10 protein-coding genes are annotated in these 13,025 nt (G+C 61.7%); 3 read left to right on the top strand and 7 right to left on the bottom strand.

Going from position 1 to position 13,025, the window contains the following annotated elements; all coding sequences use genetic code 11:
• Positions 1-52: 52 nt before the first annotated feature.
• On the bottom strand, positions 53-736 hold the full coding sequence (locus DW003_RS06050; protein ID WP_187361909.1) for a hemolysin III family protein: 684 nt from the start codon (positions 734-736) through the stop codon (positions 53-55).
• A gap of 186 nt (positions 737-922) precedes the next feature.
• Here DW003_RS06050 and DW003_RS06045 point away from each other — a divergent pair, with 186 nt between their 5' ends.
• Positions 923-1,888, top strand: a complete 966-nt coding sequence (locus DW003_RS06045; protein WP_117634579.1) for an alpha/beta hydrolase — start codon at positions 923-925, stop codon at positions 1,886-1,888.
• Between the two features lie 131 nt (positions 1,889-2,019).
• On the opposite strand, the gene DW003_RS06040 is transcribed toward DW003_RS06045, so the two are convergent.
• The 6 genes from DW003_RS06040 to DW003_RS06015 all read right to left on the bottom strand — a co-directional run bounded on the left by DW003_RS06040 (position 2,020) and on the right by DW003_RS06015 (position 10,480).
• Positions 2,020-3,225 carry a DUF362 domain-containing protein gene (locus tag DW003_RS06040; RefSeq protein WP_118388088.1) on the bottom strand — a complete coding sequence of 402 codons (1,206 nt, stop codon included), beginning with the start codon at positions 3,223-3,225 and terminating at the stop codon, positions 2,020-2,022.
• 217 nt (positions 3,226-3,442) lie between these two features.
• On the bottom strand, positions 3,443-6,109 hold the full coding sequence (locus tag DW003_RS06035; RefSeq protein ID WP_118388086.1) for an ABC transporter permease: 2,667 nt from the start codon (positions 6,107-6,109) through the stop codon (positions 3,443-3,445).
• Positions 6,110-6,117: 8 nt separating this feature from the next.
• Entirely contained in the window at positions 6,118-6,831 is a 714-nt protein-coding gene (locus DW003_RS06030) for an ABC transporter ATP-binding protein (protein WP_118388084.1), read from the bottom strand.
• A gap of 321 nt (positions 6,832-7,152) precedes the next feature.
• Positions 7,153-8,358 (bottom strand): ABC transporter permease, encoded by a 1,206-nt coding sequence (locus DW003_RS06025; RefSeq protein WP_118388082.1) that lies wholly within the window; start codon positions 8,356-8,358, stop codon positions 7,153-7,155.
• The gene (locus tag DW003_RS06020; RefSeq protein WP_118388080.1) at positions 8,345-9,532 is read right to left on the bottom strand and encodes an ABC transporter permease; all 1,188 of its coding nucleotides are present in this window, start codon (positions 9,530-9,532) and stop codon (positions 8,345-8,347) included. The genes DW003_RS06025 and DW003_RS06020 overlap by 14 nt, the downstream gene beginning before the upstream one ends.
• A gap of 9 nt (positions 9,533-9,541) precedes the next feature.
• Entirely contained in the window at positions 9,542-10,480 is a 939-nt protein-coding gene (locus tag DW003_RS06015) for an ABC transporter ATP-binding protein (RefSeq protein WP_055251488.1), read from the bottom strand.
• Between the two features lie 211 nt (positions 10,481-10,691).
• Here DW003_RS06015 and DW003_RS06010 point away from each other — a divergent pair, with 211 nt between their 5' ends.
• Positions 10,692-11,837 carry a sensor histidine kinase gene (locus tag DW003_RS06010; protein ID WP_147352185.1) on the top strand — a complete coding sequence of 382 codons (1,146 nt, stop codon included), beginning with the start codon at positions 10,692-10,694 and terminating at the stop codon, positions 11,835-11,837.
• Positions 11,834-12,463, top strand: coding sequence for a response regulator transcription factor (locus DW003_RS06005; RefSeq protein ID WP_117756969.1), 630 nt, complete (start codon positions 11,834-11,836; stop codon positions 12,461-12,463). Before DW003_RS06010 ends, DW003_RS06005 begins: the two co-directional genes overlap by 4 nt.
• Positions 12,464-13,025 lie beyond the last annotated feature (562 nt).

The raw sequence follows: 13,025 nt of genomic DNA, 5'->3' as shown, positions 1-13,025 counted from the left end.
GATAGGGCAATTGCGCCGGTCGCCCGTGGGAGCGAGGGCATGGGCGCGGTCGCTAGATTACGAAGAGAATCACCGCCATGAACTGGAAGATGCTGCCGGCGAGCACCCACAAGTGGAAAATACTGTGCAGATAGCGCACGTTTTTGGCGATATAGAACGGCACGCCTGCGGTGTAGCACACGCCGCCGACGGCGAGCAGGGCAAGTGCCACGGGGTTGAGCAGTGCCACAAGTACGGGCAGCTTAAAGACAACGAGCCAGCCCATCAGCAAGTAGACCAGGCCACTTACCCAGTGCGGTTGACGTTCGCGCATAAAGCACTCGAGGGCGATGCCGATAATGGCGATGGCCCATACGGCAAAGAACAGCGCAGGGCCGCCGTCGTTTGCGAGCGTGATGAGGCAAAACGGGGTATAGCTGCCGGCAATGAGCAGGTAGATGCAGCTGTGGTCGATGATGCGAAACACGCGCTTGGCGCGCGCGGGCTGAATCGCGTGGTAGAGCGTGGAGGCTAGGTATTCGAGAATAATGCTGACGCCATAGACAATTGCCGCGGCCATGTGGGCCGAGCCTCCGCCGCGCAGGGCGGCGAATACGATCAGGAGCACCAGGCCCGCGATACCCAGCAGGCAGCCGACACCATGGGTGACGGAGTTCATGATCTCCTCACCCACCGTGTAGTGTGGAACGGCCGCGGTCTTGGGTCGCGGCTTAGAACTGTCGCTCGAATCGGACATGCCGGTTACATCCTCCAATGTAAAGAGTTCTCAACACTATATCAAAGCGTCTGGGTACGTGCGAAATTTGCACCTTACGTGACCCTTTGTTTACCCATTCTTTGCTTGTTGACGCATCAACGGCGAACATCCATAATGCGCTTGCATTAAATGTTGATGTATTAACATCTTATAGGAGAATACCGCATGGCTCAAAACGCACACCCCCATCGAAAGCTCAAGATAGCAGGCATCGTTGCACTGGTGGTTGTCATTGTGCTGCTCGGATTTGCCGGCAACTTTCTGTTTGACTTCGCGCTGAATCCCCGCGCGCCATACACCATGAAGATGATGCAGGACGGCAAGGACGACAAAGAAAGTGAGCAGCCGGATGCCGAGGACACCGAGGCACGGGCATGGTTTAAAAAGAATCGCGAGAGCAGCAGCCTCACCGCAGATGACGGAACCGAGCTCTCCGCTTGGTATTTTGCCGCCTCGGAGAACACCCACGATTACGCCGTCTGCCTGCATGGATATACCAACGAGCCCATCGGTATGGCCCGATACGTCAAGCGATTCCACGACCGCGGCATGAACGTGCTCGCACCTGCCGCCCGCGCCCACGAGCGCTCCGGCGGTGACTACATTGGCATGGGCTGGCCCGAGCGACTCGATGTCGTCGCGTGGATCGGGCGGATCGTTGCGGCCGATCCCAAGGCGCGCATCCTGGTCTTTGGCGAGTCGATGGGCGCGGCGACTGCCATGAACGTAGCGGGGGAATCTCTGCCCGCAAATGTGAAATGCATTATCGAGGACTGCGGCTATACAAGCGTTTGGGACGAGTTTTCCCTGCAGCTCAAGGACGTGTTCGGCCTGCCCAGCTTTCCCTTGCTCGATGTAGCAAACTTAGTGTGCAACGTGCGCGCAGGCTACGACTTTCATAAGGCGAGCAGTGTGGACCAACTCGAACACGCGACGGTTCCCATGCTGTTTATCCACGGCGACCAGGACACCTTTGTGCCGTACGACATGCTCGACCAAAACTACGACGCGTGTGCCAGCAAGGTTAAACAGAAGCTCACTATCCACGGCGCCACCCACGCCAAGAGCGCGCAAGTTGACCCCGAGCTCTACTGGAACACGGTCGACGACTTCCTCGACAAGAATTTTTAAGCAAATAGTACGGTTTACTGGTCTATCTGGCCCCTAGCACTTCCAAAAAGCCGCCCGTGGGCGCTGTGCTCACGGGCGGTTTTTACTAACGTTGCGCTACAAAAGCGCTTGATATGTCCAATAGCTAGGCGCTATTTGACCTCGATGAGCTCGTACTTGCTCGTGCCCAGGCCGATCTTCTCGGCATGCGCGATGCACGCGCGCCAGTCGGTGTCGGGATGCGTGATGCAGAAGGGATCCTTGGCCTGCTCGCCCTCCAGATGCTCGTGATTATGCTCCATCTTGGCCGCGCTGTCGGTAAGCTCGGTGTTAGGCAGCGGCTCGGACGCCAGGACGGCGTCGGCGCAGGCCTGGTCGATGGCGACCGGGTCGAAGCTCGCAAACATGCCGATGTCGTTGACGATGGGCGTGTCGTTCTCGGCATGGCAATCGCAATTGGGGCTGATATCCATGGCAAGCGAGATATGGAAGCTCGGGCGGCCGTCGACAACGGCCTTGGTGTACTCGGCGATCTTACAGTTGAGCACGTCGGCCGCGGCGTCATAGCCGGGCTTGATGGCGTCCTGGTTGCACACGCCGATACAGCGGCCGCAGCCCACGCAGCGATCGTGGTCGATGGCAGCCACGTGAACCGTGCGGGTGCTGCCGTTGGCAAGCTCGCGCTCATGCGTACCGTCAAACGTGATGGCGCCGTGCGCGCAAATCTTCTCGCAGGCACGGCAACCTACGCAGTTGGTGGTATCGACGCTCGGCTTGCCGGCGGCATGCTGCTCCATCTTGCCGGCACGGCTGCCGCCACCCATACCCAGGTTCTTCATGGCGCCGCCAAAGCCCGCCTGCTCATGACCCTTAAAGTGCGTAAGGCTGATCACGATGTCGGCATCCATGAGTGCCTGGCCGATCTTTGCCTCGCGCACATACTCACCACCCTCGACCGGGACGAGTGCCTCGTCGGTACCCTTGAGGCCGTCGGCGATGATGATCTGGCAACCCGTGGCATACGGGGTAAAGCCGTTCTGGTAGGCGGTGTCGATGTGCTCGAGCGCGTTTTTGCGGCTGCCGACATAAAGCGTGTTGCAGTCGGTGAGGAAGGGCTTGCCGCCCAGCTCCTTGACGACATCCGCGACGGCGCGGGCGTAGTTGGGGCGCAAAAAGCTCAGATTGCCCAGCTCGCCAAAGTGAATCTTGATAGCGACGAACTTGTTCTCGAAGTCAATCTGCTCAATACCGGCGCGACGGATGAGACGCTTGAGCTTGTCGAGCTGGCTCTCGCGAGCATGCGTGCGCAGGTTGATGAAGTACACCTTAGCGGGTGCTGCGGGTGCAGTTGCGGTCATAGATCTATCCCCTCGGTCTATATGGCGTTACAGACATAGAGGATGGTACCCGTTAAAGTAGGGTCGAAGTCAAGCGCAACGCCGAGTCGTTAGGCACTCATTGGGGACAGACTTAAATGAGTACCGCCAGGGACAGTCCTTGCCAGCCCGGCCAGCGAGCCGGCGAATCGTCAAAGACTGTCCCCGATGACCAGTCATTTAAGAACGTCCCCGATGACTACTCTTGCACCTTGAGGGCCTCGGCTAGGCTGACGCGCTTGATAGAGCGCGTGTGCAGCAGCGCCACGACCAGGTAGGTCGCAAAGCCAATGCCGACGCATGCAGCCATGGACCAAGCGGGCACGTAGATCTCGATATTGCCGTTGTAGGCGAGCAGCATCGAGCGGAAGATGGCCGTGAGCGAGCCAATAATGACCGGCAGGCTCAGCACGAGCGACGCCGCCACGCACAGCGTGATCGAGCGGATGTACAGATGCGAGATCTCACTATCGCGATAGCCAAAGACTTTCATGTAGCTGATCGAACGGGCGCTGTGGTCGATCACCGCTTTGGTCAGCAGGTACATAAACAGCAGGAAGATAAACACCGCGAGCCCGACCATCATGCCGATCATTTTGCTCATCATGCCGATGAACTGGTCACCCACGGCGCGCATGTCGTCGGGCGTGGTGTCGCCGGCAAAGTAGCGCGCGTCGAGGTCGAGCTTCTCGTCGCTCACATAGCCGTTAAAGTAGGCGGCGTCGTTGTCGAACAGCTCGTTAAAGTCGTCGATACTCATATAGATGTTCATGTCCGACTTGGAGCCCCAGGCACAGTCCTTGCCCGCGTACTCAAAGGAATAATGCTCACCCTCGTACTTGTCGCTGAGCGTGACCTTCTGGCCCTCGCTCCAGCCAAACTTATCGAGCAGACCGCCGCCAAAGACGACGCGGCCATCGCCGATGTTGAGGCCCTTCCAGTAGCGCGAATCGGACGAGATGCCGTAGACAGAAATCGTCTCCTCGCCATTACCGTCGCCACGGTCGTACTGCAGCTGGTAAACGGCATATTTCTCGGCCTGCGCGATTGCGCCCGCGCCGTTGTCGGTCGTATTGACCGGGTGGATATCGTCGTTGTCAGTGTCGATCTTAGAGGCCTTGTCGATCAGATCGATGGCCTCATCGCGGTTGCAGCCGAGGGCATCGGCAAGATCGTCAAGGCGCGCGTAGAGCGCATCCTTCTTGTCCTGGACCTTGGCAAGCGCATCCTGCGCTGCGGTCAGGCTCTCGGCAGACGGAGATGCGGTCGCGGCATCGGCTGCCGTCTGCGCCGCATCGGCCGCGCCGTCAAGCTCGTCATCGGCATCCTGGGCGGCAGAAAGCAGCGCGCCGTCAACCGACTGCAAGCGCTCGAGTGCCGACCACTGCTCGCGCTCCTCGGTAGTGCCCTCGAGCTCCAGCGGCGCCTTGAGTGTGTACTGATGCTCGGCGACCAGGCTCGTCTCGAGGTTGTCGGCGTAGTGCGTCATCGTGGGCAAAATCGCCAGGCCAAAGAGCAGCAGCAGCGAGGCGAATGCAATGCCCACGAAGAGCGTGGCGAAGTTGCCCAGGTTGCGCAGGAAGACGCGCAGGCGGAAGCGCGAGACAAAGCCCATGCACTCCGGCAGCTGCAGGCCGCGCTTGGTGCCCGATTTGCCGCTCGCCTCGTGACGAAGGAACTGCAACGGCGTCTTGCCCATCTTGCGAAGCAGGCCCACCAGCGTGATGAGGATGAGCGCAGCGGCGGGGACCACGGCACACTTCACGAAGATCTCCCAGCTCCAATACACCTGGAAGGGAGGCAGGCTGTACGAACCGTAATAGAGGCCGCGCATGGGCTCGGTAAAGAACGCAACGCCGAGAGCGGTGCCCAGTAGCGCCGCGGCCACGCCTACGATGGCGGGAAGCGCTAGGTAGTGCAGCACGATTTCGCGACGGCGATAGCCGCTGGCGAGCAGCGTGCCGATAATGGCGCTCTCCTCCTCGATGGTGGCGTCGGTGAGCACCACAAAGACAAACGCCATGATCACGATGATGATGTCGAGCAACGTCATCCACATCATGGAGTCGCCGTCCACGTCGTCGCGCGCATAGCCAATGCCCTGATTGGAATCGGCATCGATCAGGTCGTCCACGCGCGCATCGGCATCGGTCAGTGCCTCGACCATATCCTGCTCCGCATCAATGCGATCCGCGGTGGGGAGGTCACGGTCGTTAAAGGTAAAGGAGTACGTATAGGCGGGCGCGCCGCCGGCATCCTCGAGCGCGGCAAAACCGGCGTCGGTGACCTCGGCGACACCATACGTGATGGTGTTCACCGTAAAGTCCGAATTGTCGAGGAACAACGCCTGGCTATCGGGCTGCGTCATGATGCCGCAGATGGTGTAGGTGCGCCCCTCGAGCTCGACCCTATCGCCGATGGCGAGGTCGTTATTGGTGGCGAAGACGCGGTCGATAGCCACCTCGTTGTCCGCCTTTGGCTGCTTGCCTTCGCAGTAGGACGCAATGTCGACCTTGGTGCGATGCGCGTAGGTGCGCAGGGTGCGCTTGGTGCCGTCGTCGCCAGCCGCCTTTTTGATGATGGCGTCGATAGAGAAGTTCTTGTAAAACGTAACGCCGCCGACGTCCTCAGCCGCGTCTTCGGCAGCCTTGAGCTGATCTTTGGTGGCCTCGAAGGAGGTAGTCACGCGGCCGTCCTCGATCGTGTATGCATCGCGCATGTCGTCAATGAGGCAGCCGATGGAATGCGCCGCGAGCAAAAAGCCCGACGTGAGGGCGATGCTTCCGCACATAAGCAAAAAGATGCCCAGGTACTTGCCGATATTGCGGCGCAGCTCGCGCGGGAGACGTTTTGCGAGAGGTGTCATGGCGCCGCCTACCAATCGAGCTCGGCGGCCGCGACGGGTGACTCGTTGAGCTCATCCTCGACGATGCGCCCGTCGCGCAGGCGCAGCACGCGATTGGCCATGCGCGCGATGGCCGCATTGTGGGTGACAATGATGATGGTGCAGCCGTAGGTGCGGTTGACATTCTCCATGAGCCGCAAGATTTCCTTGGATGTCTTGTAGTCGAGCGCGCCCGTGGGCTCATCGCACAGCAGCAGGCCCGGATTTTTGACGAGCGCACGGCCGATGGCGCAGCGCTGCTGCTGGCCGCCTGAGACCTGGCGCGGAAACTTGTTGCGGTGCTCGTAGAGGCCCAGCGAACGCAGCAGATCGTCGACGTCGAGCGGTTTTTTGGACAGGTGCGCCGTGACCTCAATGTTTTCCTTGATGGTAAGGTCGGGCACCAGGTTGTAGAACTGGAAGACAAAGCCCAGCTCACGGCGGCGATACTCGCCCAGATCGGCGGGCTTGAGCGCCGTGAGATCGCAGCCGTCCACCATGATGGAGCCGCCGTCGGCATCCTCCAGGCCGCCGATCAGGTTGAGAAAGGTCGACTTGCCCGAGCCCGAGGGCCCCAGCATGACGCAGATCTCTCCGCGGTTGATGGACGTGTCGATACCGTCGAGCACCGTCAGGCGTGCATCTCCATCGCCGTAGTGTTTCTTGAGCCCGTTGACCTGGACGTAGGCATGCTTTGTCGCCATGCTATCCCCCGTTGTTAGCCTTCTGCTACTTTTCTAGGGTAATAGTAAACCTGGGCGAACTATTTTTAAGCGACGTGCGCGAACTATTTTCCAACCTACTCATTGGGGACAGACTTAAATGAGTGAAATCGCTCATTTAAGTCTGTCCCCAATGAGTGCCCAATGAATGCCGGGACTGTCCCCAAGTGCCGGCAGGAAAGGAACGTCCCCAAGTGCCGACATATTGGGACAGTCCTTGCCGGCACGACCGGCGGGCCGGCGAATCGACAAAGACTGTCTCCGATGACTAGCCGTTTAAGAACGTCCCCGATGACCAGGTAGCTAGGCGTGGGATTTGGCGCGGGTGAGGGCCAGGCCTACGGCGGCGATGGCGGCGGCGAAGAGCACCGTGACGCCCAGATCGCAGGCGATGTCGCCCAGCACGGTGGACGTCAGGTCCGCGGCGAGCGCCTTGCCGATCGCGTCGTTCACCCAATACGTCGGCACAAAGTGCGCCACCGTCTGCACGGCCGAGCCCATGAGCGACAGCGGCATCCAGGCGCCGCCCAAAAACGTCATGAGCATGCCGAGCAGGTTGCCCACACCGTTGAGCAGCTCCTCGCGCGCGCCCAGGCTCGACAGGGCAAAGCCAACGGCCAGTGGCGTGCACGCTAGGGCAAACGTTGCCGCCAGCGCCAGGCACACGCGACCCACGCCGACCTCGGCAACCGCGCTGGCAAAGCCCACGACGCCCATCATGCTCGACACGAGCCAGATGCAGACGGTGAGCACGGCGGCGGCCGCGAACACAGCGAGCGAACGCTGGCGCCCAGAGACCGGGCTGGCATCCATGCGGCGCACGCGCTCGGGCTCGTTCATGCCCGAGAACACCAGTCCCACCGACACGATGACCGACGAGATGATCGCGTACGCGCCAAAGTTGAAGTACGACTCGAGCGTGGTAGCAGCAGTCGAGTCGACCTTGACCTGCTCGATCTGGACCTCCGCGCGCTTTGCGGCCGCGTGCTCGGCGGCCCTTGCGACGTCACCGTTGGAGGCAGCGGGTTCAAGCGCCGCCGCAGCGCCCGCGAGCGAGATCCAGCGCGAGGCCTCGGCGGACGAAAGCGCCGCCGCCATGGTGCCGGAACCATAGGTCACGTCGAGCTTGGGCAGGGCCTCCCCCGCACGGGCGGCTGCAACAAGATCGTCCTCAAACCCCTCCGGGATAAAGAACACGCAATCGGCACTGCCCTTGGCGCTGTTGCTCTTGGAGAGCGCGTCGGCAAGGTCGTATGTGTCGTCGCCGACGCCCGTGACCAGGTCAAAGCGTGAGCCCAGGTGCTTGGTAAGCGCCCGCGAAAGGTCGCTATTGTCGCGGTCGACCACGATCACGTTGGTGTCGTAGGGCTTGTACTCGGTAAGCTGCGACGAGTTCCAGCTCACCGAAGCCGCGATGAATACGCCCATGAGCGAGATGAACACCGTATAGATGAGCAGGTAGAACGGGTGCGCCAGCGCCATGCGAAGCGCGGTCTTAAAGGTGCTCATAGCGGCTCCTTCCAAAGATCAGCGTAGCGGCGGCGACAAACACCAGGGCCATCAGGACGAGCGCGCCGGCGCGAACAGCGAAGGGCCCCAGGTCCTCAAAGAAATACAGGCGATTGAACATGTCGCAGATGAGCTTGACGGGGTTGAGCCAGCACTCGACCGGACAAGCGCGGGCGACGTCGTCGGCAAGCGCCATCGCCGGCTCGCCGTAGAGGCCGGCGAACAGGGCGCACGTGGTGGCAAAGCCCGTGAGGATGCCCGACTTGGATGCCTTGCCGCCCTTAACGGGAAGCGTGCCCACAAAAAGCCCCAGGCCCGTGGCGGCAAGCGCGGATGCAGCCCCGCCCAGCAGGCACAACCCCTCGCGCCCGCCAAAGTCGACGCCCACGACCAGGCGCACGTAGCCGATCGCAACCGCCATCGATGCAAAGGAAACCAGCCACGAGCCGACAAAAATGCCGGCCAGCGACGCCGTCTTGGAAAGACCGCCCACGCAGCGGCGCGCGCCAAGGCCCGACAGATTAGGCTGCAAATCGACGACGCTCAAGGCGGCAAACTCGGCAGACATCATCGCGACCAGGCCAAAAAGCGCGTAATAGTAGATGACCGTGCCATCGGGCGTGGCACGAGTCAGGCTCACGCGGCGGGTTCCGCCCTCGAGCGACAGAGCGCGCGCAACCGCCTCCGGGTCGGCGAGCGCCGCCGGGTCATCTTGAGCAATCTGAGCCATGAGCTCGGTATTTTGCGTATACGAGCTTGCCACCGTTTCAAGGATGCTGCGGTCGGTGAGCACCGACGAGGCGCGCGAGCTGTCGTAACTCGATAGCAGCGTGAGCCTGGGCGTGCCCGCGGCATCGACCATATAGATGCCCGCGACCTCGCCGGCCTTGAGCGCTTTGCGCGCGGCAGCCAAGTCTTCGTACTCGCTCACATCGAGCAGCTGGTCGTCGCCTGCCTTGGCAAGCGAAGCTGCCACGTCCTTAAAGGTCGAGGCATCCCAGGCCTCGTCCGCCACGACGGCAACCGGCACCGGGTCGACCGTGCCGTCGGAGCTGAGGTTCGCAAACATAAACATGAACATCGTGGAAAGCGCAATAGGAAAGAGAGCGCCCCAGACCCACGTGCTCGGCCGGCGCAGCAGCGTCTTGACCGTGGTGATGATGGTGTTGAACATGGCCGCCCCCTAGTCGCGCAGCTCGCGGCCGGTGATCTCGAGGAACACGTCGTTGAGGGTCGGCGGTTCGGAATAGATGCGGCCGAGTGGCACGTCATGCGAGCGCAGCGCATCGAGAATGTCCGTCAGGTTGTGCGGGCTCGCTTCGCACGAAAACGTGAGCTGTCCCGCCGTTGCCGAAAGGTCCAGAACGTGCGGCAGGCTTGCGACGGCACCGAGCGCCGCACTCGGAACCTCGCCGACCTCGATTACAATCTTCTCGCCCATCTGAATCATGCGCTTGAGCTCGTCGTTAGTGCCCTGCGCCAGCACGCGGCCGCCGTCCATGATCATAATGCGGCTGCAGATCTGCTCGACTTCCTCCATGTAATGGCTGGTATACACCACCGTGGCGCCCTCGTCGCGCAGGCGGCAGATGCCCTCCAGGATGGCGTTGCGGCTTTGCGGGTCGACCGCCACCGTGGGTTCGTCAAAAAAGATGAGCTCGGGCTTGTGCGCGATGCCGCAGGCAATGTTGAGACGACGCGCCAGGCCGCCCGAGAGCTTGCCGGGGCGGAACTTGGTAAAGTCGCCCAGGCCGACAAAGTCGATCGCCTCGTCCACCAGCGCGCGGCGGCGCTTGCGGTCGTTGACGTAGAGACTGCAGAAATAGTCGATGTTCTCGCGCACGGTGAGCTCGTCGAACACCGCCACCTGCTGCGGCACCACACCGATGCGGCGCTTGAGGTCGTAGCGGGCGGGCGTCATGCGCTCGCCGAATAGCTCGATGGTGCCCTTGTCGTAGGCGAGCAGCTGCAGGATGCAGTTGATGGACGTGGTCTTGCCCGAGCCGTTGGGGCCCAGCAGGCCAAAGATCTCGCCGGGAGCGATACTCAGGTTAAAGTGGTCGAGCGCAATAAGGTCGTCGTAGCGCTTGACGAGATTTTCGACGTGGACTATGTCTGTCATGAGGCGGCCCTTCTGTTGATTGCGGCCCGGTACGATTGCATCATCGCAGGAGTGGGCGGCGCGCACCAGTGAGCTTTGTCACGAGTACGAGGGGGCGGAGGCGAAACCCCCGCTCGCGCGAGCGATCGACGCCGCTTTGCCGCGCGGGAGGAATGTCACGGTTGCCCCGGGCGGCGCCTCCCCCGTGCGCGGCATCGCGTACAATACCCGTATGAACAGGCTATTCGACAAATCGATCGTGCTGGCGTGCTGCATCGCAGCCGCCACGGGCCTTGCTGTGGATGCTCGCCTGGTCGCGGCGTTTTGCCTTGGCGTTGTCATCGCCGCACTGGCCGAGGTCGCGCAGGGAGAACGCGCCCGTCGCGCCAGCGAGGCCGGCAGCTACGCCTACGTCATCGCGGCTGTCTTCGTGCCGCCGTTTGTGCCGTTCGCACCTCTCGCCCTCTATGACATCGCGCGACGCGTGCGCCGTGAACGCATCTGGCCCGCGCTGGCAATTGGCTCCGTGTTTGCCTGCGCACTTGCCACGGACCTTCGCTGCGGCGCGCTCACCACCCGAACGCTGTTGCTAACCGCCATCCTTTCGGTCGCCGCCACGTTGCTGTCGCTGCGCACCGCGCAGCTGGAGCGCGAACAGGAACGCATGCGTCGCACCCGCGACAAGCTGCAAGAACGCGCCCTGGCACTCGAGGCACGCAACCGCGACCTCGCCGACCGCCAGGACTACGAAGTCGAGCTCGCGACGCTCGCCGAGCGCGCCCGCATCGCGCGCGAGATCCACGATAACGTGGGCCACCAGCTCACGCGCGCTTCGCTTCAAACCGAAGCCCTGCGCGTGGTCCATGCCAACGAGCCCGGCGTTGCCGCCGATTTCGCCGACGTCAAATACACCGTTGACGAGGCGCTCCAGCTCGTGCGCGCCAGCGTCCACGCGCTCAACGACAACGCCGTCGACCTTTCCGTGCAGCTCGAACGCATTGTTGAAGGCGCGCGCTCGGACGGCGGTCCGCGGATTGAGCTTGAAGTTATGACCGAACATGCGCCCGCAAACGTCGCGAACTGCTTTGCGGCGGTCCTGCGCGAGGCGCTCTCCAACACCATGCGCCACGCCCATGCCAAAACCATTACCGTGCGGTGCATGGAGCATCCGTCGTTTTACCAGCTCATCGTTACCGATGATGGCGCAGACGCGACCCCGGCGAGCAGCAGCAACGTCGCAGAAGGCATGGGGCTCGTCTCCATGCGCGAGCGCGTCGAGGCGCTTGGCGGAACCTTCACCGCCGGCCTGCGCGCCGGCGCCCCCGGCTGGCGCGTGTTTGCCACCGTCCCCAAACAGCAAGGAGATGACGCCCGATGAGGCTCATAGTTGTCGACGACGACCGCTTGGTAGTCGATTCGCTCAAGATTATCCTGGGCGCCCAGCCGCAGATCGAAGTGGTGGGCACCGGAGCCGACGGCAACGACGCGGTGGCACTCTACGCCGAGCACGCGCCCGATATCGCGCTGCTCGACATTCAGATGCCGGGGCGCGACGGCCTTTCGGCGGCGGGCGAAATCCTTGAGCGCGACCCTTCGGCGCGCGTGGTGTTTCTGACGACATTCTCGGATGACGAGTACATTGTGTCGGCGCTCAAACTGGGCGCCCGCGGCTACTTGATTAAAACCGATGTCGCCGTCATTCCTCCGGCGTTGGCGCAAGTCATGGACGGCAAACGCGTGCTCGAGGGTAAGGCGATCGAAGATATCAACTTTGATGGGACGGGCGTCGATGCCGGCACGACCCGCCGGCCCGCGGCCTTCGCCAGCCTAACCGACCGCGAGTTCGAAGTCGCCGAGCTCATCGCCCGCGGTCTCGATAACAAGGAAATCGCCGCCACCGCCTATATGGGCGAAGGCACGGTGCGCAACCACATCAGCTCGATCCTTGCCAAAATGGGTCTGCGCAACCGCACCCAAATCGCCATCGCCTACCTGCGAGGGTAATTACCCAACGGCCAACCGCCCCGGCATAGCAAAATGGCTGCTACCGATTTAATACCATTTCAAAACTATGCCGGTTTACTACGATGAATCGCCCGCCTTCGACCACGGCAAATTGCGCGCTTGCAAAACCGCAGGTAGAACGCCTGCAATATTTAGAAAAATGCAGTCATGGTCGGGAATGTCGAATTCATCGTAGTAAACCGACATAGTTTTGTTCGGATAGTCCCGCACGGATACCATCCCAGGCCTCGCGGAACAAAAATGATCCGTTTTCTTCCGCCCGCGGAGATCGGCTGACAGCGCCCGCCACGAAATCGGCCCATCTACTACGTTTGACTCAATATCCCCGACCATACCCGCTTTTCATGAAAAATCGCAGGCGTTCTACCTGCGGTTTTTATTTCGCATTACTTGCCATGGTTGAGGGTAGCGGCTTAAACGTAGTAGATGGGCCCATTTCGTGGCAGACGGGTCATTTTCGGGCTGGACGGGTCGCGTGGCGGCCCGCACACGCGTTCACGCGCGGGGCCGGCGGGGCATTTTTGCCCCGCCGGCCCCTATT

Source organism: Collinsella sp. AF36-3AT (genome assembly GCF_003475205.1).
Lineage (GTDB): Bacteria > Actinomycetota > Coriobacteriia > Coriobacteriales > Coriobacteriaceae > Collinsella > Collinsella aerofaciens_AF.
Note: the sequence above shows the minus strand (reverse complement) of the source record. Positions and strands in the feature narration are given on the sequence as shown.